The 26,949-nt window shown below is 67.1% G+C and carries 25 protein-coding genes; 12 read left to right on the forward strand and 13 right to left on the reverse strand.

The window, feature by feature from the left end; all coding sequences use genetic code 11:
• Positions 1 to 14: 14 nt before the first annotated feature.
• On the reverse strand, positions 15 to 1,925 hold the full coding sequence (locus A37U_RS0134875; protein WP_020501298.1) for a DUF6541 family protein: 1,911 nt from the start codon (positions 1,923 to 1,925) through the stop codon (positions 15 to 17).
• A gap of 212 nt (positions 1,926 to 2,137) precedes the next feature.
• Entirely contained in the window at positions 2,138 to 2,953 is an 816-nt protein-coding gene (locus tag A37U_RS0134880) for an HAD family hydrolase (protein ID WP_020501299.1), read from the reverse strand.
• Between the two features lie 31 nt (positions 2,954 to 2,984).
• On the opposite strand from A37U_RS0134880, the gene A37U_RS0134885 reads away from it, so the two are divergent.
• Positions 2,985 to 3,863, forward strand: coding sequence for an LLM class flavin-dependent oxidoreductase (locus A37U_RS0134885; RefSeq protein ID WP_051111809.1), 879 nt, complete (start codon positions 2,985 to 2,987; stop codon positions 3,861 to 3,863).
• Entirely contained in the window at positions 3,860 to 5,041 is a 1,182-nt protein-coding gene (lhgO, locus tag A37U_RS0134890) for an L-2-hydroxyglutarate oxidase (RefSeq protein ID WP_020501301.1), read from the forward strand. Before A37U_RS0134885 ends, lhgO begins: the two co-directional genes overlap by 4 nt.
• A 64-nt stretch (positions 5,042 to 5,105) precedes the next feature.
• On the opposite strand, the gene A37U_RS0134895 is transcribed toward lhgO, so the two are convergent.
• The 5 genes from A37U_RS0134895 to A37U_RS0134915 all read right to left on the reverse strand — a co-directional run bounded on the left by A37U_RS0134895 (position 5,106) and on the right by A37U_RS0134915 (position 10,543).
• The gene (locus tag A37U_RS0134895) at positions 5,106 to 5,942 is read right to left on the reverse strand and encodes a chitosanase (RefSeq protein ID WP_020501302.1); all 837 of its coding nucleotides are present in this window, start codon (positions 5,940 to 5,942) and stop codon (positions 5,106 to 5,108) included.
• A gap of 258 nt (positions 5,943 to 6,200) precedes the next feature.
• The gene (gene serS / locus A37U_RS0134900; RefSeq protein ID WP_020501303.1) at positions 6,201 to 7,463 is read right to left on the reverse strand and encodes a serine--tRNA ligase; all 1,263 of its coding nucleotides are present in this window, start codon (positions 7,461 to 7,463) and stop codon (positions 6,201 to 6,203) included.
• Between the two features lie 67 nt (positions 7,464 to 7,530).
• On the reverse strand, positions 7,531 to 8,160 hold the full coding sequence (locus tag A37U_RS0134905; RefSeq protein ID WP_020501304.1) for a response regulator: 630 nt from the start codon (positions 8,158 to 8,160) through the stop codon (positions 7,531 to 7,533).
• Positions 8,161 to 8,385: 225 nt separating this feature from the next.
• Complete coding sequence (locus A37U_RS46860) at positions 8,386 to 9,906, reverse strand: amidohydrolase family protein (protein ID WP_020501305.1); 1,521 nt, start codon at positions 9,904 to 9,906, stop codon at positions 8,386 to 8,388.
• Between the two features lie 4 nt (positions 9,907 to 9,910).
• Positions 9,911 to 10,543, reverse strand: coding sequence for a flavin reductase family protein (locus tag A37U_RS0134915; protein ID WP_020501306.1), 633 nt, complete (start codon positions 10,541 to 10,543; stop codon positions 9,911 to 9,913).
• 67 nt (positions 10,544 to 10,610) lie between these two features.
• On the opposite strand from A37U_RS0134915, the gene pheA reads away from it, so the two are divergent.
• The 3 genes from pheA to A37U_RS0134930 all read left to right on the forward strand — a co-directional run bounded on the left by pheA (position 10,611) and on the right by A37U_RS0134930 (position 13,088).
• The gene (pheA, locus tag A37U_RS0134920) at positions 10,611 to 11,510 is read left to right on the forward strand and encodes a prephenate dehydratase (RefSeq protein ID WP_157183224.1); all 900 of its coding nucleotides are present in this window, start codon (positions 10,611 to 10,613) and stop codon (positions 11,508 to 11,510) included.
• A complete protein-coding gene (locus tag A37U_RS0134925; RefSeq protein WP_020501308.1) occupies positions 11,507 to 12,112 on the forward strand; it encodes a histidine phosphatase family protein in 606 nt (201 codons plus the stop codon). The genes pheA and A37U_RS0134925 overlap by 4 nt, the downstream gene beginning before the upstream one ends.
• 178 nt (positions 12,113 to 12,290) lie before the next feature.
• Positions 12,291 to 13,088, forward strand: a complete 798-nt coding sequence (locus A37U_RS0134930; RefSeq protein WP_476707426.1) for an ArsR/SmtB family transcription factor — start codon at positions 12,291 to 12,293, stop codon at positions 13,086 to 13,088.
• A 7-nt stretch (positions 13,089 to 13,095) separates the two neighbouring features.
• Here A37U_RS0134930 and A37U_RS0134935 read toward each other — a convergent pair whose 3' ends face one another.
• The 5 genes from A37U_RS0134935 to A37U_RS50560 form a co-directional block, all read right to left on the reverse strand.
• Positions 13,096 to 13,551, reverse strand: coding sequence for an SRPBCC family protein (locus A37U_RS0134935; RefSeq protein WP_020501310.1), 456 nt, complete (start codon positions 13,549 to 13,551; stop codon positions 13,096 to 13,098).
• Between the two features lie 3 nt (positions 13,552 to 13,554).
• Positions 13,555 to 13,896, reverse strand: coding sequence for an ArsR/SmtB family transcription factor (locus tag A37U_RS0134940; RefSeq protein WP_020501311.1), 342 nt, complete (start codon positions 13,894 to 13,896; stop codon positions 13,555 to 13,557).
• Between the two features lie 305 nt (positions 13,897 to 14,201).
• Positions 14,202 to 15,482, reverse strand: a complete 1,281-nt coding sequence (locus tag A37U_RS0134945) for an ArsB/NhaD family transporter (RefSeq protein WP_020501312.1) — start codon at positions 15,480 to 15,482, stop codon at positions 14,202 to 14,204.
• Positions 15,483 to 15,509: 27 nt separating this feature from the next.
• Positions 15,510 to 15,965, reverse strand: a complete 456-nt coding sequence (locus tag A37U_RS0134950) for a CBS domain-containing protein (protein ID WP_026197941.1) — start codon at positions 15,963 to 15,965, stop codon at positions 15,510 to 15,512.
• 44 nt (positions 15,966 to 16,009) lie between these two features.
• Positions 16,010 to 16,873 carry an SPFH domain-containing protein gene (locus A37U_RS50560; RefSeq protein ID WP_169526985.1) on the reverse strand — a complete coding sequence of 288 codons (864 nt, stop codon included), beginning with the start codon at positions 16,871 to 16,873 and terminating at the stop codon, positions 16,010 to 16,012.
• Between the two features lie 164 nt (positions 16,874 to 17,037).
• Between A37U_RS50560 and A37U_RS0134960 the strand changes: the two genes are divergently transcribed.
• Positions 17,038 to 18,063, forward strand: coding sequence for a sensor histidine kinase (locus A37U_RS0134960; protein ID WP_020501315.1), 1,026 nt, complete (start codon positions 17,038 to 17,040; stop codon positions 18,061 to 18,063).
• Positions 18,060 to 18,719, forward strand: coding sequence for a response regulator (locus tag A37U_RS0134965; protein WP_020501316.1), 660 nt, complete (start codon positions 18,060 to 18,062; stop codon positions 18,717 to 18,719). Before A37U_RS0134960 ends, A37U_RS0134965 begins: the two co-directional genes overlap by 4 nt.
• A 314-nt stretch (positions 18,720 to 19,033) precedes the next feature.
• On the opposite strand, the gene A37U_RS46865 is transcribed toward A37U_RS0134965, so the two are convergent.
• Complete coding sequence (locus A37U_RS46865) at positions 19,034 to 20,257, reverse strand: TetR/AcrR family transcriptional regulator (protein WP_020501317.1); 1,224 nt, start codon at positions 20,255 to 20,257, stop codon at positions 19,034 to 19,036.
• A 155-nt stretch (positions 20,258 to 20,412) separates the two neighbouring features.
• Between A37U_RS46865 and A37U_RS0134975 the strand changes: the two genes are divergently transcribed.
• The 5 genes from A37U_RS0134975 (at position 20,413) to A37U_RS0134995 (ending at position 26,925) form a co-directional block, all read left to right on the forward strand.
• A complete protein-coding gene (locus A37U_RS0134975; protein WP_020501318.1) occupies positions 20,413 to 21,627 on the forward strand; it encodes an acetyl-CoA C-acetyltransferase in 1,215 nt (404 codons plus the stop codon).
• Positions 21,628 to 21,664: 37 nt separating this feature from the next.
• A complete protein-coding gene (locus A37U_RS0134980) occupies positions 21,665 to 23,818 on the forward strand; it encodes a 3-hydroxyacyl-CoA dehydrogenase NAD-binding domain-containing protein (RefSeq protein WP_020501319.1) in 2,154 nt (717 codons plus the stop codon).
• Between the two features lie 57 nt (positions 23,819 to 23,875).
• Entirely contained in the window at positions 23,876 to 24,724 is an 849-nt protein-coding gene (locus tag A37U_RS0134985; RefSeq protein WP_020501320.1) for a crotonase/enoyl-CoA hydratase family protein, read from the forward strand.
• 147 nt (positions 24,725 to 24,871) lie between these two features.
• Positions 24,872 to 25,474 carry a YbaB/EbfC family nucleoid-associated protein gene (locus tag A37U_RS48840; protein ID WP_020501321.1) on the forward strand — a complete coding sequence of 201 codons (603 nt, stop codon included), beginning with the start codon at positions 24,872 to 24,874 and terminating at the stop codon, positions 25,472 to 25,474.
• Entirely contained in the window at positions 25,471 to 26,925 is a 1,455-nt protein-coding gene (locus A37U_RS0134995) for a WXG100 family type VII secretion target (protein ID WP_157183201.1), read from the forward strand. The genes A37U_RS48840 and A37U_RS0134995 overlap by 4 nt, the downstream gene beginning before the upstream one ends.
• Positions 26,926 to 26,949 lie beyond the last annotated feature (24 nt).

Genomic DNA, 26,949 nt, shown 5'->3' on the forward strand with positions numbered 1-26,949 from the left:
AATAGCGTAGGGGGTTAGCCGAGGCGATAGATCTTCGCGTCCGCGTTGCGGAAGACCAGCGTCAGCTCCTTGACCTTCGACAGCTCGTCGAGGCCGCGCGCCCGGTGCAGGTTCTCCCGGATGTGCCCGTCCCCGACGATCACGTACTTGACCCGCAGCCGCTTGGCCGCCGCGCGCACGGCCGGGTCGGTGTCGTACTCGTCGAACTTCGCCATGAGCAGCGCCGGATCCTTCCCGACGTGGTGCTTGTCGTAGTGCCCCGCGATCGGGCGCACCCCGGAGACCGCGTACATCCACGCGGAGCCGTCGTTGCGGTCGTTCATCACCCACTCGCCCGGTTCGGCGAGCTCGCCGAGCTTTTCCAGGGCCTCGTACTCACCACTGTCCACCGCGGGACCGTCGCCGTACTGCTTGGCCATGATCGAAGTGTTCAGCCCGTAGTAGAAACCGCTGGTGAGCAGGGCGAACACCACGGCCACGAGGGCGGTCGCGATGATCTGCGTGCCACGCAGCCGCGGCAGGACCCGGGTGCCGAGCGCGGTGAGACCGGTGCACACCTGTGCGAGACCGTGTCCGGCGATGACGGTGAGCGGGATCGTGGCGAGCGCGATGAGCCGCCACTGGTCGTTCCACCACGGCCGGGTCAGCGTGATCGCCAGGTGGTTGTTGTACGCGGTCGCGGCGACGAAGAGGGCCCCGAAGATCGCGGCGGAGAACAGCAGCCAGCGCGCCCCGCGCAGCTTGCGCAGGACCGCGAGCCCGATCCACAGCGGGATGGCCAGCCATATCTGCGGGAAGTCCTGCAGGAACTGGAAACTCAGCAGCGAACCGATCGCCCTGCTCGCGGTGAAGTCGCTCTTCCAGATGATGATCGTGCTGTCGGACGCGCTCGAGGCGGAACCGAGCAGGAACGGAATGCTGACCGCGATGGCGAGGATACCCGCGAGCACCAGGGCACGCAGTTCGCGGCCGAACCGGCGCAGATCACCCCACCATCTGGTCAGCAGCAGCGGAATCGCGTAGAGGATGGCGGTGAACAGTCCCGACGGCTGGAGCGCGAGCAGGCCCGCGGCACCGATCGCGAACAGCAACCCGGCCTCGAACCTGCGGTTGTCCAGGAAATACGTGGTGAGCAGCAGGAAAGCGAGGCTGAGGATGCTGGCCGTCTCGAATGGCAGCAGTGGTCCGCGCCAGAGCATGTCGTAGAGGGCGGAAAGCGAGCCGACCGCGATCAGGGCGGTGAACCCCGCGGTGAGCACCCGGACGCCGAACCAGCGCAGCAGCGCCACCAGGACGAGCGCCAGCATGCCGGGCAGCAGCACGGTCTGGGTGTTGAGCACCACGCCCGCCGGTATCCCGGTCAGCTTGAAGACCACCGCAGCGACCAGGTGATACGCGTTCGGGTAGAACGCACCGCCCTGCTCGTAGTAGTTGATCTTGCTCATCCCGGTGAGGCTGCCGTCGCCGGTCTCGGCGAGGTAGCGGATGCTGTTCGCGTGGAACACGGCATCCCAGTCCTGGGGGATGTGGGTGAGGTTGCCGGTCGCTCCCGCGACGATCGCCGCACCGGCCACGGCGGCCACGGCGACCGCCCCGATCGCGAACAGCGTCTCGTTGCGGTTCCATCCCGCGGTGCTCCGCGGAGCCGGAAGGCGCCTGCTGGACAGGAGATACAGCCCGCGCAGGATGGCCGTGGCCACGACCGTCGAGCCCAGGTAGGTCCATACCGACCAGGGAATACCGATCGCTGTGGTCAGCGGGCCGAACAGCCCGGCAATGGCGTAGGAGATCAGCGGGGCGGTCGCGGCAAGTAGCCATCCGCGCAGTCCCGCGGCGAATCCGGCGGCCAGGCCAGGGAGCCAGAGCGCGACGATATACAGCAGGGCGGTCAGTACGACCAGCGGAAGATCATCAGTAGCGGGCATCTCAAACTATCCGTAAAGGGCTGGAGACGCCGTCACGTTAGCGGATGTGTTCGGAGTGGTTTCGGCACGCTACCGGAACGGGAGGCGGGCCGGTCCGGATCATCGCACCGTGCTGACCAGCCCCCCGGTAGTAATGACGCCATCACCACCCGTACTGCAAAACGCTTTCCGAATGTTGCGTTCGCGGATGTGTTCCTCGGTACCCGGAACGCTCAGAACCAGCGTTCGAGTATTTCGGCGATCCCGTCCTCGTTATTGCTCGCCGTGACCTCGTCGGCGACCTCGAGCACCGAGTCGTGCGCGTTGCCCATCGCGATCCCGTTGCCCGCCCAGCTCAGCATCTCGATGTCGTTGGGCATATCGCCGAAGGCGAGCACCCGCTCGGGCGTCACGCCGTGCTCGGCGGCGAGGTGCGCGAGCCCGGTCGCCTTGGTCACCCCGGGCGCGCTGAATTCGATCAGCCCGTAGTTCGCCGAGTAGGTGACGTTCAGGTCGATTCCCTCGATACCGCGCACGATCCCGGCCATCTCGGCGCTGCTGAGTTCGGCGGACCGGGCGAGCAGTTTCACGCCCGGCTGCGCGGTGAGTTCGGTGGCCGGAGCGTTGCGCCGCGGCCGCTCGCCGTCCCACGGGTGCGTATAACCGGGCTCGGTGAGGAAGGCGACGATACCGGGGTCCTCGGCGCGTTCACCGATGCGCTCGACCGCGAAGTTCACCGAGGGAATGGCCGCACGCAACCGTTCGGTGACCTGTTCGAGGACGGCCGGTGCGATGGTGTTTGTGCCGAGGATCCGGTCCTTGCCGATGTCGTAGTGCACGGAACCGTTGCAGCACACGGCGTGCCCGTCGATCCCGGCTTCCTCGGCGATCCACGGGATCCAGCGCGGTGGCCTGCCGGTGGCCAGGACGAACGGGGTCCCGGCCGCCACCACCCTTGCGATGGCCGCGCGGGTTCGCACGCCGACCTTGTCCTGGTCGTCGAGCAGGGTGCCGTCCACATCGGACGCGATCAACAAGGGTTGTTCCACTCTTCCAGTGTGACCCGTTACGGTCGTCCATATGCGTATAGGGGTTGTGATTCTGCCCGAGCACCGCTGGTGGGTTGCCGAGCCGAAGTGGCGGGCGGCCGAGGAATTCGGCTTTCATCATGTGTGGACCTACGACCACATCGGCTGGCGCTCGCTCGTCGAAGGGCCGTGGTTCGGCGCGGTGCCGACCCTGACCGCGGCGGCGATGATCACCTCTCGCATCCGGCTCGGGATGATGGTCACGTCCCCGAATTTCCGGCATCCGGTGCCCTTCGCGCGGGAACTGCTCGCCCTCGACGACATCTCGGACGGCCGGTTCACCCTCGGTATCGGCGCCGGCGGGCTCGGCTACGACACGGAGGTCTTCGGTGCGGAACCGCTCTCCGGGGCGCAGCGGTTCGCGCGGTTCACCGAATTCACCGAAAGCCTCGGCCGGTTGCTCGGTGAGAAGCAGAGCAGCTATTCCGGCGAGTACTTCACCGCGGTCGATGCCTACGGCGCGCCGGGATGCGTGCAGCAGCCAAGGATGCCGTTCGTGCTCGCGGCCAACGGCCCGAAGTCGTTGCGGTTCGCCGCGCGTCAAGGCGAGGGCTGGGTGACCACCGGTGGGCACGCCGAGGACGCGGAGCAGTGGTGGCGGCTGGTCCGGGACACCGTGGCGCGCTTCGAGGAGGCGCTTGCCGAGGAAGGCCGGGATCCCCGCTCGGTGCCGCGTTATCTGCAGACCGATGCCTGCCCGGTCACCGCGTTCGAATCGGTGGATTTCTTCGCCGAACAACTCGGGCGGGCGAAGGAGATGGGGTTCACCGATATGCTCGCGCCCTGGCCGCGCGATGAGGGGGTGTACGCGGCGAGGGAATCGGTGCTCGAACAGGTCGCCGCCGATGTGCTGCCGAACGTAGAGTCGTGACGGCGCGCACAATCGCCGTCATCGGTGGCGGAATTCTCGGTCTGGCCACCGCCGCGGAACTGCGCCGCCGTGGGTACGGCGTCACGGTCCTGGAGAAGGAACCCGACTGGGCCGCGCACCAGACCGGCAACAATTCCAATGTCGTGCACGCCGGGCTGTATTACGCGCCCGGTTCCGCGAAGGCGCGGATGTCGGTCGCCGGAAACACCGCCATGGTCGGCTTCGCGCGTGAGCACGGGGTTCCGGTCGAGGTGTGCGGGAAGCTCGTCGTCGCGGTCACCGAGGACGAACTGCCCGCGCTCTACGAACTCGCCCGCCGCGCCGATGCCAATGGGGTACCCGCACGATTGGTCTCGCCCGCCGAAGCGCGTGAATACGAGCCGCACGTCGCCTGTGTCGCCGCGCTGCGCGTGGAATCGACCGCGATCATCGATTACCGGGCGGTGTGCGCCGCGCTCGTGGAGTCCCTTTCCGGGGCGGATTTGCGGCCTGGCACCGTGGTGCGCGGTATCCGTTTCCGGGGTGACCGGATCGAGCTCGCGACCGGTTACGAGGTGTTGCGCGCCGATGGGCTGGTCAACTGTGCCGGCCTGCACGCCGACCGGGTCGCGGAGCTTGCCGGAATCCGCCCGGCCGCGCGCATCGTGCCGTTCCGCGGGGAGTATCTGCACCTGCGCGGCGCGGCGCGGGATCTGGTGCGGGGGCTCATCTACCCGGTACCCGATGCCTCGCTGCCGTTTCTCGGTGTGCACCTGACCAGGATGCTCGACGGATCCGTGCACGCCGGGCCCAATGCGGTGCTCGCGCTGCGCCGCGAGGGGTATCGGTGGACCGATGTCTCGCCGGGCGAACTCGCCTCCCTCGCCCGGTATCCGGGACTGTGGCGGCTCGGCAGGCGTTATTGGCGCACCGGGGCCGAGGAGGTCGCGCGCTCGCTGTCCCGGAAACGGTTCGCGGCTTCGGCGGCACGGCTCGTTCCCGGGATCGCGGCGGGGGATCTCGTGGCGGGCGGTGCCGGGGTGCGCGCCCAGGCCATGCGCGCCGACGGCACCTTGGTGCAGGACTTCCTGCTCGACACCGTGCCCGGGCAGGTGCACGTGCTCAACGCGCCCTCGCCCGCGGCGAGCTGTGCTTTCCAGATCGGTGTACACATCGCGGATCAGTTGTCTCCGTTGTGAACACTGTTCTCGGACTGCCGTGAACGGTGCTCTCGAAGGAGAACACTGTTCACGGCCGACGGTCTCACTCGGGGATCGTGTAACTGTCCCCGTAGGTCTTCCAGTGCAGTGGCGGGTTCAGGTCGAAGTTGCCCTTGTCGAGGAACACGCGCTGCTCGGTGTCCACCCTGCTGGTGTCCGAGTGTGCTTCTTCGGTGAGCATGGCCGCCTTGCGGGCGTCGAGAAACGCGTCCAGGTATTCGCGTTCGTCTCCGCCCTGCGCGGACGGTTTGGCGTGCTCGAGTGCGGTGTGCCGGATGCCGCCGAAGCTGGTGTCGCCGTCTCCCGGCCCGTGCATCACCATGGCGTCGTAGTAGATGAACTGGCCGAGCGCGCGCAGCCCGTCCTTTTTCGCCTGGTCCACCGCGGGATCGAAGTACATTGAATCGCGGAGATCATTCTGCGCCTTCTGGAAGGCCGGATCTTTCGCGGCTTTGTGCCAGTCCGCGGTGAAATCGGGATCGAGCCCATCGTGCGAATCGCTCCCGTTCACCTTGTGCAGTGCGTCCAGGTATTTCGCGAGAACGTTGTCCGGCTTGGCTTTCGTGTACTGCTCGACGAGTTCGAGCATGTCCCCGGTTCCCGAGGTGAAACCGATGATGCCGCCGGTATAACCACGCCCATCGCCGATGTCCTTGATGTACCGGTACTGTGCTTTCCAGTCCAGCGAGGAATTCTCCGCGCTGGACACGAGTTCCATCGCGATCTCTTTCTTGTGCGGTTCGGTGAGATCCGCCCCGGCCCGCTGTGTGGCGCTGTGCACTGTCTCGGGTGCGGCGCTCGCCGTGCCGAGAGGCAGGCCCGCGGCAAGGGCGGCGCCGAGGACGACCGCGGCGAGACGAGTACCCGGCTTCTTCGTCATGGGGACCTCCTGGATATTTATTAGGAAATTTTCCTAACAAACTGCGAGGTTTGGCCCGGCTTGTCAATGCCGTCACGGTCCGTCGCGGTCGCGCAGCGTGGTGCCGCCACCCGGGCACTGCTGCATCCGGGTGGCGGCACGCTGCTCTGCGCCCACTGTGGACACCGAGCGTGTGCCACCGGCTCGGTGTCCGCGTGCTGAAACCGCCGACTTGGGCCAGAAGGTCGAAATCCGGCCCGGTGGCTCGGCGTTCCGGTGTCAGTTCTTCGGCTGCAGTGTGTCGGTGCCGAGGAAGGGCTGCAATGCGGCGGGGACGTGCACCGAACCGTCGGCCTGCTGGTGGTTCTCCAGGATGGCGACGATCCACCGGGTGGTGGCCAGTGTCCCGTTCAGGGTGGCCGCGGTCTGCGGCTTCCCGTCCGCGTCCCGGTACCGGATGGCCAGCCTGCGTGCCTGGAAGGTGGTGCAGTTCGAGGTGGAGGTGAGCTCGCGGTACGCCCCCTGGGAGGGCACCCAGGCCTCGCAGTCGTACTTGCGCGCCGCGGAGGAACCGAGATCGCCGCCCGCGGTGTCGATGATGCGGTACGGCAGCTCCATCTTCCCGAGCATCTCCTCCTCCCAGGCGAGCAGACGCAGGTGTTCCTCGTGCGCTTCCTCGGGTTTGCAGTAGGAGAACATCTCGAGCTTGTCGAACTGGTGCACCCGGATGATGCCCCGGGTGTCCTTGCCGTAGGAACCCGCCTCGCGCCGATAGCAGGAGGACCAGCCCGCATACCGTTTCGGCCCGGCGGAGAGGTCGATGATCTCCTCGGAGTGGTACCCGGCCAGCGCCACCTCGGAGGTGCCGACGAGGTACAGGTCGTCCTCGCGCAGCTGGTACACCTCGCTGGCGTGCGCGCCGAGGAAACCGGTGCCGCCCATGATCTCCGGGCGCACCAGAGACGGGGTGATCATCAGGTCGAACCCGTACTCGGTCGCCTGTGCCGCGGCCAGGTTGAGCATGGCGAGCTGCAGGCGGGCGCCGATCCCGGTGAGGAAGTAGAACCGGGCACCGGAGACCTTGGCGCCGCGCTCCATATCGATGGCGCCGAGGGATTCGCCGAGTTCGAGGTGATCGCGAACCGGGAAGTCGAATTCCCGCGGCTGACCGATGTGCTCGAGCACGACGTAGTCGTCCTCGCCGCCTGCCGGGGCGCCGTCCTCGACGATGTTCGGGATCGCCAGCTGTGCCGCGCGCAGTGCCTCATCGGCGTTGGACTGCTCGGCCTCGGCGGCCTTGACCCGCGCGGCCAGTTCCTTCGCGGTGACCAGCAGCTGTTCGCGCTCCTCGCCGGATGCCTTGCCGACCTGTTTCCCGAGCTGTTTCTGCTCGCCACGCAGGGCGTCCGCCTCGGCGACCGCGGATCGGCGGCGCTCATCGGCGGCGAGCAGGGCATCGACGAGCGACTCGTCCTCGCCCCGCGTGCGCTGCGAGGCGCGCACGATGTCCGGGCTTTCGCGCAAGGTCTTCAGATCGATCACGGTTGTAGAGAGTAGTCGGTACCCCGAAGCCTGCCGAAACGCATTAGGAGCCGCCGAGAAAAGAGGATCAGCGCGGTGGGCGTCGCGACATCCAGGCGATCGCCTGAGTGCGCCTGGTGAGCCCGAGTTTCCCGAGCACCGAGGTGACGTGGTTCTTCACGGTCTTCTCGGCGAGCACGAGGCGTTCGGCGATCTCCCGGTTGGTGAGCCCTTCGCCGAGCAGTTCGAGCACGGCCCGTTCGCGTTCAGTGAGTTCGGCGAGGGCATCGGGTTCGCGCAGGTGGTGCAGCACGTGGGCGGTGGTGGCCGGATCGAGCAGGGAACGCCCGGCCGCGACCTCGCGCACCCCGGTGACCATGTCCTGCCCGCGCACCTGTTTGAGCAGGTACCCGGCGGCCCCGGCCTCGATGGCGGCGAACAGGGCGGGTTCGTCGTCGAAGGCGGTGAGCACGATGCACGCGGGTGGTCTCGGCAGCGCCCGCAGTTCGGCGCACAGCTGCGCTCCGGTGCCGTCGGGCAGCCGCATGTCGAGCACGGCGACATCGGGTGGATCGGCCGCGGCCCTGGTGTGGGCTTCGGCGACGCTCGCGGCCTCGCCGATCACGGTGATGCCGGGCTCGGAGTCGAGCAGGTCGCGCAGTCCACGGCGGACGAGCTCGTGGTCGTCGACCAGCAGCACTCGGATCATCGAGCACATCCGAGGGCTCCTTGTCCTGCTGCGCTGCGAGGTCGGCGAACTACCTCCGCGTGCCAATCGTTGCCCCGCTGCGTTGTCCTCGATCGCCGTGGAACCCCGCTATGGCTCATTCCTCCGCCTTGCCGATCTCGGATGCGGGCGTCCTGCAGGGGCACCGCCGATCCGACTCCCGCTGGCGACGGACGAGACCTCTCAGACGTACTCGCACCCACGGCCCCAGGATAGTCACGGTGTGCTCGGAACGCCTGTTCCGAGTCGTTCGCGTTCGGCGGCGACCTGGTCGCGCACGCGGGCACGCAGTGCGGACGCGTCGTGCAGCACTCCGCCCGCGATGGTGTGGGTGACTCCGCCGACGCGTTCGGCACCGTTCGCTCCTACCCGCAGGTGGCCGTGCCCGTAGAGCAGTTTGAGGTTGGTGAGCGGGTTTTCCGCGCAGACGAGCAGATCGGCGATCTTGCCGGGTTCGATGGTTCCGGTGTCGGTCAGGCCGAGCAGACGCGCGCCGTTCGCGGTGGCGCAGCGGATGATCTCCAACGGGTGCAGTCCTGCCTCGCGCAGCAGTTCGAGTTCCTCGATGAGCCCGAATCCGTAGAGGTTGTAGATGAATCCGGCATCGGATCCGGTGGTGAGCAGCCCGCCGCGCAGGTGGAAATCGCGCACGAAGGCCATCCAGAGCCGGTAGTTCTCCCGCCAGGCGACCTCTTCCTCGGTGCCCCAGTCGAAGAAGAAGGAGCCATGGGATTCCGGATCGGGCTGGAAGAATTTCCAGGACTGCGGGGCAGAGTAGTCGCGGTGGTATTCCCGGCCCCTGGCCCGTGCGGCATCGCGGGCGGCGACGTAGACGACCAGGGTGGGATCGATCGCGGTACCGAGCGAGACGAGCTCCTCGATGGTCTCCTCCCACACCCGGCTTCCGGGTTCGGCGGCCTCGCGCCAGAGCCTGCCGAGATAGGCGAACCGGTCGTGTTCGTCGTTGTAGTTGTAGTCGCCGGGAAAGTGCTGGATGCGCCGGTCGGTGAACATCGCCTCGGGCAACCCGTAGCCGTGCTCGATGCTGCCCAGTCCCCAGCGCGCGGTGTGCGATGCGTTGGCGCGCGCTGCATCGGACTGAGCGTGATGGCAGGCACTGCCGAGGCCGAGGGTGTTCGCTTCCTCGAGCGCCGCGGCGAACAGTTCCGGTGCCGCGCCGAAGAATTTGATGCCCCTTGCCCCGTTCTCGGCCTGCTCGGCGACCCAGGCGCGGGCCTCGCGTTCGGTGCGGATCGGTTCGCTGGTGCCGGATCCGAAGGCCACATAGGGCACGATGCGTGGGGCGGTGATCTCCCCGCGTTCCGCGCGCTCCGCCTCACGCACGGTGAACCCGAGCCCATTGCCGAGTGATCCCGGCTCGCGGACGCTGGTGATGCCGTGCCCGAGCCAGAGCCGGTAGATGTAGTCCGCGTCCGGGCCCTGTTCCGCCCAGCCGATGTGCGCGTGCGCGTCCACCAGCCCGGGAAGCACGTAGTACCCGGGAAGGTCGAGTACCTCGTCCGCGGTTCCGGTACGCAGGCCCAGCTGGCTCATATCGGTGTTGCGGCCCGCGGAGACGATTGCCGCGATCCGGTCCCGCTCGATCACCACATCGGCGGGCCCGTACGGTGGTCCACCGGTACCGTCCACGACGGTCACCCCGCGCAGCACCAGCCTGCCGAACGGCCCCGTTCCCGTGCTGCCAGAGCTGCCCGCCGTGATCGGGGTGAACCGCATCCGCCTACTCCTGTCCGCCGTAGTGTCCCGGCCATTCGGCGTAGCGGATCCGGGGGATGGAGCGCACTTCGCCGATCGTGGCCCACTCGTCCTTACCGAGCCGGGCGAGCGGGCGCAAGCGCTCGATCCGCGGATGCCCGTCCTCGAGCACCTCGGCGTGCACCGCCGCGTGCACCACCCGGCCGAACACCACGGTGGAGTCGCCGAACCGGGTCGCCGAGTGCAACACGCATTCCAGGGCGACCGGGGATTCCGCGACCCGCTTGGGGCGCACGAGCGCGCTCGGTTCGCCCGTGATGCCGACCCGTTCGAATTCGCTGTGCTCGGCGGGGAATTCGGTCCCGGTCGCGTTGATCTGCTCGAAGTGTCGTTCCCCTGCGAGGTTGACCACGAATTCGCGGGTCTGCTCCACGTTGACCAGGCTGTCCTTGCGGCCGACCGTGGTGAACTGCACGATCGGCGGTTCGGTGCAGGACACGGTGAAAAACGAGTGCGGCGCCAGATTGTCCACGCCCTCGGCTGAAACCGTGGACACCCACGCGATGGGCCGGGGTACGACCACCGCGGTGAGCAGCCGGTAGAAGTCCCTGCGTTCGAGCGTTGCCGGATCGAAGTCGGTGCGTTTCGCGAAGGTCATGACTCCATCCTCGCGCACGAGGCGCCGGTGCGAGCGTGAGTGGCCGCACAGTGGTCATTACGGTGGGCTGATGGACCTCGTGTATTTCGGCCCCCAGGGCACCTTCACCGAGCAGGCCGCTCGCGCGCTCGCCCCGGACGGGGTGGAGCTGCGCCCGGTCGAGACGATCCCCGCGGCGCTGGACCAGGTGCGCGCGGGTGCGGCCGAATACGCCTGTGTTCCGGTGGAGAACTCGGTCGAGGGCGCGGTGCCCGCGACCATGGATGCGCTGGCCGCCGAGCAGCCGGTGGTCGCTGTCGCCGAGCACGTGCTTCCCATCCGGTTCACCGTGCTCACCCGCGACGACGGCGGCCCCATCGAGACCGTGGCCAGTCATCCGCACGCGCTCGCGCAGGTGTCCGGCTGGCTGGACGAACACCTTCCGGGCGCGCGGCGCATCGTGGAGAGCTCGACCGCCGCCGCCGCGGTCGCCGTCACCGAGGGCCGCTACGACGCCGCGGTGTGCGCACCCGTGGTCACCCAGCATCAGTCGCTGCACGTGTACGCCGAGGACGTGGCCGATGTACGGGACGCGCTCACCCGCTTCCTGCTGGTGCGCAAACCGGGCACGCTTCCCGAACCGAGTGGCCGCGATCGCACATCCGTGGTCGCGGTGACCGAGAACCGTCCGGGTTCGCTTTCCGAACTGCTTGTCGAGCTCGCGGTGCGGGACGTCAACCTGACCAGGTTGGACGCGCGGCCGACCAGGGTGCAGCTCGGCGAGTACCGGTTCTACCTGGATTTCGACGGGCACATCGCGCAACGGCACATCGGCGAGGCGGTCTCCGCGCTCTACCGGCGCACCCGCTCGCTGACCTTCCTCGGCTCGTATCCGAAGGCCGATGACCGCCCGACTGGTACAACGGAAGCGGTATTCGGTGCTGCCGCCGAGTGGCTGGCGGCGATCAGAGCAGGGGAGCGCGCATGAGGGTCATGCTCACACGGCACGGTCAGACGCAGTCGAACATCGAACTGCGCCTGGACACTCGCCCACCGGGTGCCCCGCTCACCGGGGAAGGGCAACGCCAGGCCCTCGAACTCGCCGAACGGCTCGCCGGGGAGCCCATCGCCGCGGTGTACGCGAGCCGGGCAACCCGGGCACAGCAGACGGGGGAACCGCTCGCCGGCAAGCTCGGGCACGAGATCGGCGTGCTCGACGGGGTGCACGAGGTCGCCGCGGGTGAGCTCGAGGACCGCAGCGATCGCGATGCGCTCGTGCGCTACCAGGAGGTCTGCCTCGCCTGGTCGCGCGGTGAACTGGACGTGGCCATGCCGGGCGCGGAGACCGGGCACGAGTTCATCGGCCGATACCAGGGCACCCTCGACGAACTGCGCGCCAGGCACGCGGGCGAGCTCGTGGTCGTGGTCAGCCACGGCGCCGCGATCCGGCTCGCCGCGGGGCATCTCGCGGACAACGTGGACAGCGAGCGCAGCGGGCTCGCACTGCTGCCGAACACCGGGCAGGTCGTGCTGGAGGCCACCGCGAGCGGGTGGCACTGCCTCTCCTGGCCCGAGGTCGAATTGGGCTGAGGCGTCGAACTGGGCTGAGGGATCGAACTGGGCTGGGGCGTCGAACTGGGCTGGGGCGTCGAACTGAACTGAGGCCTTGAACTGAACTGAGGCGTCGAGCTGAACTAAGCCTGGCGGTTGACATGCAGCCGTCCGGCTGCCTATAGTCGAAAATGCAGCCGAACGGCTGCATGTTTGGATGGCAGATATGGACGAAGTGTTCCGCGCGCTGGCCGATGCCAACCGGCGCAGCTTGCTCGACCGGCTCAACGCCCACAACGGGCAGAGTCTTCGGGAGCTGTGTGCCGGGCTGGACATGGCGCGCCAGTCGGTGAGCAAGCACCTCGCGGTCCTCGAGGCGGCGGGTCTCATCGCGACCACCTGGCGTGGCAGGGAGAAGCTGCACTACCTCAACGCCGAGCCCATCAACGCCATCGCCGAACGCTGGATGAACCAGTACGAGCGCGAGCGGGCGAACGCGCTCGCCGATCTGAAGACGGTATTGGAGTCGAAACCCATGGCGGACAACGAATTTCTCTACGTGACCTACATCCGGACCACGAGCGAGCAGCTGTGGACCGCGCTCACCGATCCGGCGTTCACCACCCGGTACTGGGGAGTCGCGCTGAAGAGCACCTGGGAGACCGGTGCGCCGCTGAGCTACGAACAGTTCGGGGTGTTGATCGAGGATCCCGAACAGGTGATCGTGGAATCGGATCCCTACCGGGTGCTTTCCTACACCTGGCACACCATAACGGACGAATTCGGCGAGGCGGCCGGAATCGACCGGGAATGGCTGGCGAAAGCCAAGCAGGAGAAGCGTTCCACGGTCCGTTTCGAGCTCGAACCACAGGGCGAGACGGTCAAACTCACCGTGCGGCACTACGGATTCGAGCCGGGAAGCGCCGTGCTCGCCGGTATCACCGGAGGTTGGCCCGCGATCCTCGCCGGCCTCAAGACGCTGCTCGAGACCGGCGAGACGCTACCCGAAGGCTGAGCGGAACTCACACCGCTGCCCGCTCGATGTATTCGGCGAACTTGTCGAGGCATTCCGACCAGCCGCCGGTGACGTTCTCCCGCTCCTCATCGGAGGCGAGGCCGATCTGGTGGAAGGTCATCCGGGTCCTGCCGTCGACCTCGGCGAGCTCGATCGTGACCACCGAGCGGTCGGTGAACTCGTCCTCTCCGATGCCCCAGGTGAACACGAGCCGTTCCGGGCGGTCGATCTCGCGGTAGAGCCCGCCCTGCGGGCAGACGTAACCGCTCGGCGGGTGCACCATGCGCACCGACCAGCGCCCGCCCTCGCGCAGGTCGATCGAGATCGTCTCGCGCGGCGTGGTCAATTCCTTCGGTCCCCACCAGTGCGTCATCTGCTCCGGATCGGTCCACGCGTCGAACACCAGCTCGCGCGGGGCGTCGAAGGTACGGACGATGGTGAATTCCTTGGTCTCCGTAGGCATTTCTCAGTCCTCTCGTTGGATGTTCTGGTCCTGCAGGGAGCGCAGATGTGCGTCGAGCCGGTCGAAGCTCGTGTCCCAGAACCGCCGGTATGTCTCGACCCAGTCGGCGGCCTCGGCCAGTGGTGCGGCCTCGAGCTGGCACGGCCGCCACTGCGCATTGCGGCCGCGGGAGATCAGTCCCGCCCGTTCGAGCACCTTCAGGTGCTTGGAGATCGCGGGCAGGCTCATCTCGAACGGCTCGGCCAGCTCGTTCACCGTCGCCTCGCCCTCCGCCAGCCGCGCGAGGATCGCCCGCCTCGTCGGATCCGCGAGCGCGGCGAACGTGCTGCTGAGCTGGTCACTCACCCGAAGACCCTTGCTTAACTGAATGGTTAATTAACTAGTTGGTGAACTATAGGAGCCCGGGTGTGCGCTTGTCAACGCCGCCGGGATGACCGGGGGCTCCGAGGCGGCCGGAGTACGTGTGCGTTTTGACCGGCCACCAGCCGCGATGCGCACCAGGGGCCGTGACACATCGCGGATGCGATCCGTGTCATCGGCCACCCGATACCGGTACCGATAACCTGGACGCAGCAGGGGCGACGGTCCTTCCCGCTGATGTGGCAGTTGCCCACACCACGCGATCTGTCGGTTCTTCGGCAGCCTCGGCCTCAGAAGTAGCGCAGCCAGACGTAGATCCAGGCAAGAACGATACTGAAGACGGTGACACAGGCACCGTATTTGGTGAATTGCCAGAACGTGATCTTGTGCCCGGCGCGAGCGGCGATCCCGATGGCGACCACGTTGGCGCTGGCGGCCACGGCGGTGCCGTTCCCGCCGAAATCGGCGCCGAGCGCGAAGGCCCACCACAGGGCTTGGCCGCTGCCTTCGGGTGCTTGCGCGACCATGTCTTCGACGACCGGTGCCATCGTCGCGGCGTAAGGAATGTTGTCGAAGAACGCGCCGAACACGCCGGATCCGAAAAGCAGCGTCGTCGCGGAACCGAATGGACTGTCGCCGAGAGTGTCCACGGCCCAGTTTCCGACGGTATCGATGACGCCGGTGTGCGAGAGGCCGGCGACCATCATGAACAGACCGGCGAAGAACACCAGGGTCGGCCATTCCACCTCGGGCAGCAGTTCGCCGATGTCCGCGCGGGTGACAAGGAGCATCAGTCCGGCACCGAGCAGTGCGATCATCGATGGTTCCAGCCCGTGCAAGGGGTGCAGGCAGAACCCGATGATGACACCGGAAAGCACCACCAGCGAGCGGCGCAGCAGCTTGGGGTCGGTGATCGCTCTTCGTTCGTCGAGTGCGAGCACGGCGGCGATTTCTTCGTGGTTGTACCGGAACTGCTTGCGGAAAAGTACTCGTGTCAACAAGACGAACAGTACGAACACCACTACGACGATCGGTGTCATGTGCACGATGAAATCGTTGAAGCTCAGTCCCGCGCGACTGGCGATGATGATGTTCGGTGGATCACCGATCAGCGTTGCCGCGCCGCCGATATTCGAGGCGAGTACCTCGGCGATCAGATAGGGCTGGGCGGGTAACTTCAACCGGTTGCAGACCACGATGGTCACCGGTGCGACCAGCATGATGATGGTGACGTTGTCCAGAATGGGCGATGCGATCGCCGTGACCGCCATGAGCAGCACCATCAACCGATACGGTCGGCCGCCGGACCGTTTGGCCGACCAAATACCCAGGTAGTCGAACAGCCCGGTCTGTTTCACGACAGCGACGATGAGCATCATCGCCAGCAGAAGGAAAATGACGTTCCAGTCGATCCCCTCGCGTTCCGAGAAGAACACATCCGCCCCGGGAATGATTCCGGTCACCACCATTGCACCGGCCGCGACCAATACGACCGCTACCTTGTTCACCCGCTCGCTGGCGATCAGGGAAAACGCCACCAAGAATATGGACAGTGCGAGAATGGATTGCACGGATTTCCTCCCGTCTCGTCGTCCGGCTCAGCTGGGCGAGGAGACCGCGAGGCTGGTGACCAACCGTTCCAGGGTGATCCCGCCGGTGAGCATCCCGCTCTCGTCGATGACCGCGACCAGCGGGCTGTGTGAGCGCGCCATCAGTGCCGCGACCTCGAGCAAGGTGGCGTCGGTCGGGACGGTGCCGAGCCGGGTGGGTTTCGCGGGAAGGCAGTCGCCGACCGTCAAATCGCCGAAGCCGTACCAGAATTCCGCGGCGTGCTGCTCGTCGATGGCCCGGCACAGGGCCGGGTCGTCCTGGTAGGTACTCGGCACGACGAGCCGCAGCACCTGGGTGCCCGGCAACACCAAGCGGGGTCGATTGGCGTTGTCCACCACGATCAACCCCGGCAGCCGGCGTACCGCCATCACCCGCAGTGCCTCGGCGACCGGATCCTCGACCCGGACGGTCGGGATGATCATCGCGATATCACGAGCTCGCATGGTGGCACCTTCACGACTGTGGACAGTGGATTCCGGGGTGTGCATCAGGTTTCTCTCTCGGTTTCATCGCACATTCGTTGCCAGCAGCGTTCGAGCGCGGCAAGGCGGTCGGCGATCGATCGGTCGTGGAGCAGGTCGGCGAGTTGAGCAGCCTCGTCCTTGTCGAGCACGATCGTCTGCGCTGGCAGATCGGAATCCTGTCTGTAGACAAAGAATCGGAGGTCACCCTCGCGCTCCACGAGCAATCCGAATCGCTGACCGTCACGCGTAGTGCCGTAGTGCAGAGTTCCGGTGCCGGGCACTCCTGCCATGGCGATGTCCATAGCATGACCACCTCCTCGTTCGTGCTCTCCGTTCTCCAGCAACGCCTCGACGTTCACGCATACGCGCTCGGTCAGCTCGACGCCGAATGCGTTGGTGCGAGCGCGGAGCCGATCGGTCAGATCCGGGAAGCCGCCTCCGCCGGAGCGAAGCAGGCTCGCCAGTCGGTGCTCGGCGACCTCGGCACGCACGGCCGAGTCGATCTCCGTTTCGGCCTGGACCACGGTGGCGCCGTGACCGGCGAACGCTCCCGGGTCCACGACGACCACCTGCGCGGTGCAATGCAGCCGCACCGATACGGAGTCACGTGTGCGGGCGATGACCCATACTTCGAGCCACTCGGGCCGCGCGGGCACCGAGACCGCGTGGTGGCGCCAGGGAACGACGATGGCGAACCCACCGCCGCGCACCGTGACCACGCGGCCCGCGTGCAACACCACCAGCCACGCGCCCGCGGGAACGCGGCGCACAAAGGTCATGATCAGGCCGGTGAGCACGATCATGGCGTTGACCGACCAGCCGAGTGTCGTGAACTCGAGCTCCGATCCAGGAGCTCTGGCTATCGGCTGCGCGACGGTAGCGAGCACGGCGACCACTCCCTTCGCGGTCCTGTTCCTGCCTTCCATCCTCGCTGCGGGCTGCCGTGCCGGGCATCGGTAGCAGCACCCATTTGTGCGTGGCGCGATACCCAATCGGCCCCCAGCGGACCCGAGAGATCGACAACTCCTCCCGGCCACGCCAAGCTGAACCCATGCACGACGGTGACCGGCCAAGCGCCAACGGGCCCGAGGCAGCAGCCGCTCCGGGAAACCCGGCCCGGCGCCTGTTTCTTCGGCTGTTCCTCATCAACGGATTGCTGTTCGGCCTCGGCACACTGGTACTCGCCCTCTCCCCGGCGACCGTGTCCTCCCCGGTGCTGATCCTCGAAGAAGTCCCGATCCTGGTGATCGGTCTTTCGCTGATCCTGGCGACCAACGCGCTGCTCGTCCGCGCAAGCCTCGCCCCCTTACAGGAGCTGTCCGCGCTGATGCAGCGTGCCGATCTGCTGCGCAGCGGGGACCGGATGACCGAGCAAGGTACCGGGGACTTGAGCAGGCTGATCGGTACGTTCAACACCATGCTCGATCGTCTCGAGGCCGAACGCAGCGCCAGCAGCGCGGAAACACTTGCGGCTCAAGAGGCCGAGCGGGAACGGATCGCCAGAGAGTTGCACGACGAGATCGGGCAGAACCTCACCGTGGTCCTGCTCGGGCTCAAACGCACCATCGACCGAGCCCCCGAGGGGCTCCGCGGGGAATTGCACGACACCCAGGAGTCCGTGCGCCGATGCGTAGAGCAGGTACGTCAGGTCGCGCGCCGGCTGCGTCCCGGTGAATTGGCCGAACTCGGGCTGCGCAGCGCGCTGATTTCATTGTGCAGCGAATTCGCGCAGATCAGTGGAGTCCGGGTCCGGAAGGCGATCGCGAACAATCTGCCCTCGATCGGTCACGACACCGAGCTCGTCGCTTACCGCATCGCCCAGGAAAGTCTCACGAACGTACTCCGGCACGCACAGGCCACCAACGTGATCGTCGAACTCGGCACCCACGCCGCGGGGCAAACGCTGCGGATCATCGACGACGGCCGTGGCGGGATCATCGAGGAAGGCACCGGAATCCGCGGAATGCACGAGCGCGCCGCACTCGTAGGAGCCCGGCTGACGATTAAGACCGACGACCCGGAAGGCACCGAAGTACGCCTCGACCTCCCGATCGACCCGAACGGAGCGCCTCGGTGAATGCCCCGATAACGCGAATCCTGCTCGCGGATGATCACGCGCTCGTGCGCAATGGTCTGCGACTGATCCTGGACGCCGAACCGGACCTGGCCGTCGTGGCCGAAGCATCCGATGGAGCCGAGGCCATCGGAGCCGCCGAGTCGGAACGGATCGATCTGGCCATTCTGGACATCGCGATGCCGCGCATGACAGGGATCCAGGCCGCACGCGAGATCACCAGGCGTGCCGCGGACGTGCGCATGATCATGCTGTCCATGTACGACAATGAGCAGTACCTTTTCGAAGCCCTCAAGGCCGGGGCGAGCGGTTATGTGCTCAAGTCCGCGGCCGATAAAGATCTCCTCGAAGCCTGCCGGGCCGCGATGCGCGACGAACCATTCCTGTATCCGGGTGCGGTGACCCTGCTGATTCAGCAGCACATCCAGAACGAGCCATCGCCAGGTGGTGGATTTCCGCAGGCCCTGCTGACCGCCCGCGAGGAGGAAGTCGTCAAGCTGATCGCGGAAGGGTATTCGGCGCGCGGCATCGCCGAGACGCTGGTGATCAGCGTCCGCACCGTCGATCGGCACCGTGCCAACATCATGCAGAAACTCGGTATGCGAGACCGGATCGAACTGACCCGGTTCGCCATCCGTGCCGGCCTTGTCGAACCGTGACCAGCTCGGCTCGAACCGATACGGGTGGTGAACCGGTCGTGTGTCGTCTCCCCGCGATGTATGGATCTCACCACGGCGTCGGCCCGGTCGTCGAACTCGGACACCTGCAACCACCCAGCCCGTTCAACGCCGTCATGCTGCCGGAACAGGCCGCGGTGGCCGCGCACATCCTCGGGGCGAGCACGGCGGTGCCGATCCATTACGGGCTGCACCGTCCGCGGGTCTACGAAGAAACCCCGGACGCCGTGCCACGTTTCCAGCACCGTGCCGAGAGCTCGGAGTTGTTCCGAACATCGAACAGCCCGGCGAGTGGTTCACCCGCTGACCGGTCCGGCGGCGATCGCGGGCACGTCGAGGCCAAGGGCTGCCCGGGCCAGGGCGACCGATTCGGCCCGGTGGGCGGGCCGGTCGCGTGCGATGTTCGCCCTGGCGAGGTCGTTGACCACGGTGAGCCCGGCGTGCGCGATCACCCTGGCCTCGGCCTCGGTGCTGTCCGGGTCGATCTTGCGCAACAGGCTCACCCACTGGGAGACGTAGTCGCGCTGCACGGTGAGCAGTTCGGCGCGCTGAGTCTCGGAGAGCGAGCGCATCTCGGTGTTGTACACGGTGGCCAGGTCCGAGTACTGCCAGATGGTGTCCACATAGGACTCGAGTACCGCGCCGAGCGCCTGCTCCGGGGTGTTCGCGGTGCCCAGTGCGCGGGAGGCCTCCATGGTCAGCCGCTCGGCCATCCGCTGTCCTACGGTGAGCAGGATCTGTTCCTTGCTCGGGAAATGCCGGTACACACTGGCCGCGGCGAGCCCGACCGCTTTGCCGATCTCGGCCATGCTCACGTGCGAGTAGCCGCGCTCGGCGAACAGTTCGGTCGCCGCCGCCAGGATCTGCTCGCGGCGGCCGTGCGGCACCGCGACCGGGGGTGGCTGGATCTCTGCGGCCGGATCGGGAAGCCGGGCCATCAGCACCCGCCCCGCGATATCGGCGAGCAGTTCGGTGAACCGGCCCTTGGCCAGCCGGGTGCGGTGCACCGCGACACTGCCGAGCACTCCGAGACCGGCGAGGCAGAGCAGCCCGGCCTGGTCCTCGCTGATGTCCCCGCGGTCGGTGCGCAGCGCCTCGCCGAGGGAGGCAAGCAGCGTGCGGCTCTCCCGTGCGATCCGCACCCGGGTGGCGCGGTCCAGCTCGCTCGCGTTCCACCGCCACAGGGCGAGCGTGGTGCGGCGGCTGACCGCGAGCTCGCCGAGTGCTTCGGTGATCGCGCGCAGCCGTTGCCTGCCCGCCTCGGGGTATTCGGCGAGCGCGGCCTCGGTCGCGGTCCTGGTCACGTCGAGCGCCTCGGTGAGCACCCGCGCGAACAGCTCCTGTTTCGAGGAGAAGTGCCGGTAGAGCGCGGGTCCGCTGATATCGGCCGCCGCGGCGATATCGGCCACGCTGACCGCGTGGTACCCGTAGCGGCCGAACAGCTCTTCGGCGATCGCGAGCAGGCGGGCGGTGCGGTCCTTGGGCCTGGATGGACGGTCACCGTTCGTGCTGCGCGTCATCCGACCTCCCGCTGTGTCCCGCGCCACCTTTGTGAGAGGCCAGGGCTTACGACTGACCATTGACAATAGCCTGGTTCGGGGCATCATGTTAATAAGGATTCGCATACATCTCGAAATTTGCTAGCGACACTATCGGGCGAAGGGAACTCGGAATCGTGAGTACTGAGGCCTATATCTACGACGCGATCAGGACACCGCGTGGTAAGGGCAAGAAGAACGGTTCGCTTCACACGATCAAGCCGATCTCCCTCGTGGTCGGCCTGATCGAGGAGCTGCGGAGCCGCAATCCGGAACTGGATCCCGCGCTCATCGACGACATCGTGCTCGGCATCGTGTCCCCGGTCGGTGACCAGGGCGCGGTGCTGCCGCGGACCGCCGCGCTCGCCGCCGGCCTCCCGGACACGGTCGCCGGTGTGCAGCTGAACCGGTTCTGCGCATCCGGCCTCGAGGCCGTGAACACCGCGGCGCAGAAGGTGCGCTCCGGATGGGACGGCCTCGTGCTCGGCGGCGGCGTCGAGTCCATGTCGCGGGTGCCGATGGGCTCGGACGGTGGCGCCTGGGCGATGGACCCGGAGACCGCTTACGACACCTACTTCGTTCCGCAGGGCATCGGGGCCGACCTGATCGCCACGATCGAGGGATTCTCCCGCGATGACGTGGACGCCTTCGCGATCCGCTCCCAGGAGCGCGCCGCGGCCGCGTGGAGCGGTGGCTACTTCGCCAAGTCCGTGGTCCCGGTCAAGGACCGCAACGGGATCACCGTGCTCGACCACGATGAGCACATGCGCCCGGGCACCAGCACCGCCGACCTGTCCAAGCTGGACCCGTCCTTCGCGATGATCGGCGACATGGGCGGTTTCGACGCGGTCGCCCTGCAGAAGTACCACAATGTGGAGCGCATCAACCACGTGCACCACGCGGGCAACTCCTCGGGCATTGTGGACGGCGCCGCGCTCGTGCTCGTGGGCAGCGCGGAAGCGGGCAAGGCCGCCGGGCTCACCCCGCGCGCCCGCATCGTGGGTACCGCGACCACCGGTGCCGAGCCGACGATCATGCTCACCGGTCCGACCCCGGCGACCAAGAAGCTGCTCGAGACCACCGGCCTCACCGTGGACGACATCGATCTGTTCGAGCTCAATGAGGCCTTCGCCTCCGTGGTGCTGAAGTACCAGAAGGACCTCGACATCCCGGACGAGAAGCTGAACGTGAACGGTGGCGCGATCGCCATGGGTCACCCGCTCGGCGCGACCGGGGCGATGATCCTCGGCACCATGGTCGACGAGCTGGAGCGCCGCGACGCCCGCCGTGCGGTGGTCACCCTGTGCATCGGCGGTGGCATGGGCGTGGCGACCCTGGTCGAGCGGGTCTGAAAACTCAAAGGCGAAGGACAAACCATTGACTGACAACATGATCCGCTGGGAATCCGACTCCGACGGCATCGTCACGCTCACGCTCGACGACCCGAACCAGTCGGCCAACACGATGAACGACCTCTACAAGCGCTCGATGGCGGAGACCGTCAAGCGCCTCGAGGACGAGAAGGACTCGATCGCCGGCGCGGTGATCACCTCCGCCAAGAAGACCTTCTTCGCCGGTGGTGACCTCAACGACCTGATCAAGGCCCAGCCGGAGGACGCCCCGCGGGTGTTCGACCAGGTCACCGAGATCAAGGCCCAGCTGCGCAGGCTGGAGACCCTGGGCAAGCCGGTGGTCACGGTGCTCAACGGCGCCGCGCTCGGTGGCGGACTGGAGATCGCGCTCGCCACGCACCGTCGCATCGCGGTGGACGCGAAGGGCTCGCAGATCGGGCTGCCCGAGGTGACCCTCGGCCTGCTGCCCGGTGGCGGCGGGGTCACCAGGACCGTGCGACTGCTCGGTATCCAGACCGCGCTGATGGGCGTGCTGCTGCAGGGCCAGCGCAACAAGCCCGCCAAGGCCAAGGAGATCGGTCTTGTCGACGAGGTGGTGGCCAGCACGGAAGAGGGCATCGCCAAGGCCAAGGAGTGGATCAAGGCCAACCCGGAGGCCGTGCAGCCCTGGGACCAGAAGGGCTACAAGATCCCCGGCGGCACCCCGTCGAACCCTTCGTTCGCCGCGAATCTGCCCGCGTTCCCCGCGAACCTGCGCAAGCAGCTCAAGGGCGCGAACATGCCGGCCCCGCTGAACATCATGAGCGCCGCGGTCGAGGGCAGTCAGGTCGACATCGACAACGCCTTCACCATCGAGGGCCGGTACTTCACCGATCTGGTCGTGGGCCCGATCTCGAAGAACATGATCAAGGCGTTCTTCTTCGACCTGCAGGACATCAACTCCGGCAAGTCTCGCCCGGACGGGTACGAGAAGTTCACCGCGACCAAGGTCGGCGTGCTCGGCGCGGGCATGATGGGCGCGGCCATCGCCTACGTGTGCGCGCGCGGTGGCATGGAGGTCGTACTCAAGGATGTCTCCCAGGAGAACGCCGAGAAGGGCAAGGGCTACTCGCAGAAGCTGTTCGAAAAAGCCGTCTCCCGCGGTAAGTCCACTCAGGAGCAGGCCGACGAGACACTGGCCCGCATCAAGCCGACCGCGGACCCGGCCGACCTCAAGGGCGCGGACCTGATCATCGAGGCCGTCTTCGAGTCCCAGGACCTCAAGCACAAGGTTTTCCAGGAGATCGAGGACGTCGTCGACCCGGACTGCGTGCTCGGCTCGAACACCTCCACGCTGCCGATCACCGGCCTCGCCGAGGGCGTGCAGAAGCAGGAGAACTTCATCGGCCTGCACTTCTTCTCCCCGGTGGACAAGATGCCGCTGCTGGAGATCATCTGCGGGAAGAACACCTCGGACGCCACCCTGGCCAAGGCCTTCGATGTCGCCCAGCAGATCAAGAAGACCCCGATCGTGGTCAACGACTCGCGCGGGTTCTTCACCTCCCGGGTCATCGGCACCTTCATCAACGAGGCGGTGGCCATGGTCGGCGAGGGTGTCTCGGCGCCCTCGATCGAGCAGGCCGGTTCGCAGGCTGGCTACCCGGCCCCGCCGCTGCAGCTGATGGACGAGCTCACGCTGACGCTGCCGCAGAAGATCCGCAAGGAGAGCAAGGCGGCGGTCGAGGAGGCGGGCGGCACCTGGGAGGCACACCCCTCCGACACGGTGATCGACCGGATGGTCGAGGAGTTCGACCGCAAGGGCCGGTCCACCGGTTCCGGGTTCTACGACTACGGCGAGGACGGCAAGCGCGGCGGGCTCTGGGAAGGGCTCGCGGACGCCTTCACCAAGGCGGAGACCGACATTCCGTTCGAGGACCTCAAGGAGCGGATGCTGTTCGCCGAGGCGCTGGAGACGGTGAAGTGCCTCGACGAGGGTGTGCTGCGTACCGTGCAGGACGCGAACATCGGCGCCATCATGGGCATCGGGTTCCCGCCGTGGACCGGTGGCGTGGTGCAGTACATCAACAACTACCCGGGCGGACCGGCCGGATTCGTGGCGCGCACGCGGGAACTCGCCAAGCGTTACGGTGACCGGTTCAACCCGCCCGCGTCCCTGGTCGAAAAGGCTGAAAAGGGCGAAATTTTCGAATAATCGGAATTGGTCTGATTCACTCGGATCCAGTCTGATTCAACCGAAGGAGCAATTGCCGTGGCCGAGCAGGTCGAAGGTCTCGATACGACGGAGTTCAAGGCCCTGAGCGTGCAGCTCGACGGGCACGTCGCGACCGTGACCCTGCTCGGCCCCGGCAAGGGCAACGCCATGGGGCCGGATTTCTGGCGGGAACTGCCCCTGGTGTTCAACGCGCTGCACGCCGATGAGCGGGTGCGCGCGATCGTGCTCACCGGGAGTGGCAAGCACTTCTCCTACGGACTCGACCTTCCCGCCATGATGCCCGACTGGGCACCACTGCTCGCCGAACGCGGCCTTGCCAAGCAGCGCAACGATTTCCTCGCGCAACTGCGCAGCATGCAGGCCAGCGTCAACTCGGTCGCCGCCTGCGCCAAACCGGTGATCTCCGCGATCTCCGGCTGGTGCATCGGCGGTGGCATCGACGTGACCGCGGCGACCGATATCCGGCTCGCCAGCGCCGAGGCGAAGTTCTCGGTGCGCGAAGTCAAGGTCGCCATCGTCGCGGATCTGGGTTCACTACAACGGCTTTCCGGAATCATCGGGGAGGGCGCGCTGCGCGAACTCGCCTACACCGGTAAGGACGTGGACGCCGCCAAGGCCAAGGAACTCGGCCTCGTCAACGAGGTCTACTCCGATCAGGACGCGGTGCTCGCCGGTGCCCGCGCACTCGCCGAGGAGATCGCCGCCAACCCGCCGCTCGTCGTGCAAGGCGTCAAGCAGATGCTGGACGTCAACCGGGAAGCGCGGATCGCCGAGGGGCTGCGCTACGTCGGTGCCTGGAATGCCGCCTTCCTGCCGAGCGAGGATCTCGGGGAGGCCGTCGCCGCCTTCATGGAGAAGCGCGAGCCGAGGTTCACCGGCCGCTGAGCAGGCCCTCTGACGCCCATCGCTGTCCGTAGCGAAGGTCTGTTGTCGCAGCGTGGATAGGTATATCGTCATATGCGGCAATAAGCAGGACGACTTCGCATATGATGCTGCCCGCCTGACCAGACCGAGGGGCGAACGGGAGTATCCATGACATCGAGTGAAGAAGCACAGCAGCGCTACGAGAGCCTCGTTGCCACCGGTGAAGCGGCGGAGCGTGATTTCGAGAAGCTGCAGCAGATCCAGCAGGAGCTGCAGAATCTCGAGGTCACCGAGACGAGCACGGATCGTTCGGTCAGCGTGACCGCTGGGGCGACCGGGACCATCAAGGCCATCAACATCACCGAGGCCGGGCTGAGCAAGGGGGCGGCCGGTCTCTCCTCGGCCGTGCTGAACACCCTGCACCAGGCCGTCTCGAAGGCCACCCAGCGTCAGCTCGAAATGATCCGCGAGGGCACCACGCACAACCCTGCCCTGCAAAAGAGCATCGATGACCTGCACGAGGAGCTGGCGCACCCGCCGGAGGAAGAGCAGGATCAGGAGCGCGGCCGCCCGAACGAACTGTCCTTCGGGCCGGCCGAGGATCCCGAGCCGGAACCCGAACCGCAAAAACCTGCTTTCACCCCGGAACCACCGCGCCCGGCGCCGCGTCCCAGTGCGCAACCGGGGCCTGCCGCACGTGGGCAGCACCGCCGGGATGAGGTCGATGACGACGACTCGTTCGAGTTCAAGTTGGATCGGGGTAAGTGGTGAACTACAAGGTAAACACCGAGAACCTGCGTGGTGCGGGTAAGCAGGTCAAGGGAATGGCCGAGCGCGGTGCCCAGGCCTCGACCCACGCCCAGAACGCCCAGCTCCCGGACAAGTCCTGGGGCCTGCTCGGACTGATGACCACGCACGGCAAGTATCAGGAACTGCAGAACGAACTGATCAGCCATGCCTCGCGGCTCCAGGGCGGGATCGATTCGCACGGGCAGAACCTCGTGGACACCGCCGACGACTACGACCAGCAGGAAAAGGACGCCAAGAAGCAGTTCGACGGCCACCGCAAGGGCTCGGACGACAACGGGAAACCGCCCAAGACCGGTGGGAACGACAACGGTGGCGGCAATAACGGCGGGAACGACAACGGGGGAAACACCGGCCAGGTCTCGCAGCCGCCCAAGACGGGGCAGAACGCACCGCAGGACGGCGGGGACATCAACGACCCGAAGCAGAATCCCGGCGGCACCGATCCGTCCAAGGATTTCCTCAAGAACGGCGACAAGGACGGCAAGCAGCCGGACGGGTCCGATCCGAACAAGCCCGGCGAGGGCAAGGACGGCTCCGGTGAGGGCGGCATCAAGGTCACCGTGGAAGGCGGCAGCAAGGCCGAGGTCGAGGTCGACGGCAAGGCTGGGGAGAACGTCGAGGTGGAGGGCACCGTCACCGGAGCGGACGGCAAACCCGAGCACTTCGATACGCACACCACCATCGATCAGAGCGGGCACGCCAAGGTCGATGTGGATCCGGCCGGGGCAGATGGCTCCGGTGGCGCCGAGGCCAAGGACGGTGCACCGGGAGACAAGCCCGGTGGCGCCGACTCCGATATCCGCACGGTGAGTGGTCAGGGTGCCGATGCCGCCGCGGGCGGGCACGACGGTGCTCCAGGCAGTCCGGGCACCGGCGATCCGGCTTCCGGCACCACCGGGGCACCGGCCCCGGGCGCCGACGCGGGATCGGGTTCCGGCGCTGATGGTGGTGGCCTCGACGGCGGCGGATCCGCGGGCGCCGATGGTGGTGGCGCCGCGGGCGGTTCCGGTTCCGATGCGGACGGCGGCCTCGGCGCGGGGTCCGGTGGTGGCGCCGGAGCGGACGGATCGGGTGGGGCGGCTCCGGGCGACGGAGGCCAGACCCAGACCAACGCGGCCGGTGGCGCAGCGGGTGGCCAGCCCGGCCCGGTCAGCGGTGCGGACCCGGCGGCGACCGGCCAGGGCGGTCAGCCGGGCCAGCAGGGCGGTACGGATGCGGCCGCGGGCCAGCAGCAATCCGGTCAAGCCGGTCAGCAGGGTGGCGGGGGCATGCCCATGGGGCCGATGGGTGGCGGTGGCGCGGGTGGCCAGTCCGGCGGACAGCAGCACCGCAATTCGTACGCCTGGCCGGAAGTCGACTTCGATGCCGAGGACCCGAAGCAGGCAGCGGCGGATCGGCTCACCGGCAACTGACCGCGAGCTTCGAGACACAGACCT

It is taken from the genome of Sciscionella marina DSM 45152, assembly GCF_000379465.1.
GTDB lineage: Bacteria > Actinomycetota > Actinomycetes > Mycobacteriales > Pseudonocardiaceae > Sciscionella > Sciscionella marina.

Excerpts from the sequence above, each read along its gene's own strand:
- A37U_RS0134875 (WP_020501298.1), bottom strand. The coding sequence starts at position 1,925 with ATGCCCGCTACTGATGATCTTCCGCTGGTCGTACTGACCGCCCTGCTG.
- A37U_RS0134885 (WP_051111809.1), top strand. The coding sequence starts at position 2,985 with ATGCGTATAGGGGTTGTGATTCTGCCCGAGCACCGCTGGTGGGTTGCC.
- A37U_RS0134895 (WP_020501302.1), bottom strand. The coding sequence starts at position 5,942 with ATGACGAAGAAGCCGGGTACTCGTCTCGCCGCGGTCGTCCTCGGCGCC.
- A37U_RS0134905 (WP_020501304.1), bottom strand. The coding sequence starts at position 8,160 with ATGTGCTCGATGATCCGAGTGCTGCTGGTCGACGACCACGAGCTCGTC.
- A37U_RS46860 (WP_020501305.1), bottom strand. The coding sequence starts at position 9,906 with ATGCGGTTCACCCCGATCACGGCGGGCAGCTCTGGCAGCACGGGAACG.
- A37U_RS0134915 (WP_020501306.1), bottom strand. The coding sequence starts at position 10,543 with ATGACCTTCGCGAAACGCACCGACTTCGATCCGGCAACGCTCGAACGC.
- A37U_RS0134925 (WP_020501308.1), top strand. The coding sequence starts at position 11,507 with ATGAGGGTCATGCTCACACGGCACGGTCAGACGCAGTCGAACATCGAA.
- A37U_RS0134930 (WP_476707426.1), top strand. The coding sequence starts at position 12,291 with ATGGCAGATATGGACGAAGTGTTCCGCGCGCTGGCCGATGCCAACCGG.
- A37U_RS0134935 (WP_020501310.1), bottom strand. The coding sequence starts at position 13,551 with ATGCCTACGGAGACCAAGGAATTCACCATCGTCCGTACCTTCGACGCC.
- A37U_RS0134950 (WP_026197941.1), bottom strand. The coding sequence starts at position 15,965 with ATGCGAGCTCGTGATATCGCGATGATCATCCCGACCGTCCGGGTCGAG.
- A37U_RS0134960 (WP_020501315.1), top strand. The coding sequence starts at position 17,038 with ATGCACGACGGTGACCGGCCAAGCGCCAACGGGCCCGAGGCAGCAGCC.
- A37U_RS46865 (WP_020501317.1), bottom strand. The coding sequence starts at position 20,257 with ATGACGCGCAGCACGAACGGTGACCGTCCATCCAGGCCCAAGGACCGC.
- A37U_RS0134980 (WP_020501319.1), top strand. The coding sequence starts at position 21,665 with ATGATCCGCTGGGAATCCGACTCCGACGGCATCGTCACGCTCACGCTC.
- A37U_RS48840 (WP_020501321.1), top strand. The coding sequence starts at position 24,872 with ATGACATCGAGTGAAGAAGCACAGCAGCGCTACGAGAGCCTCGTTGCC.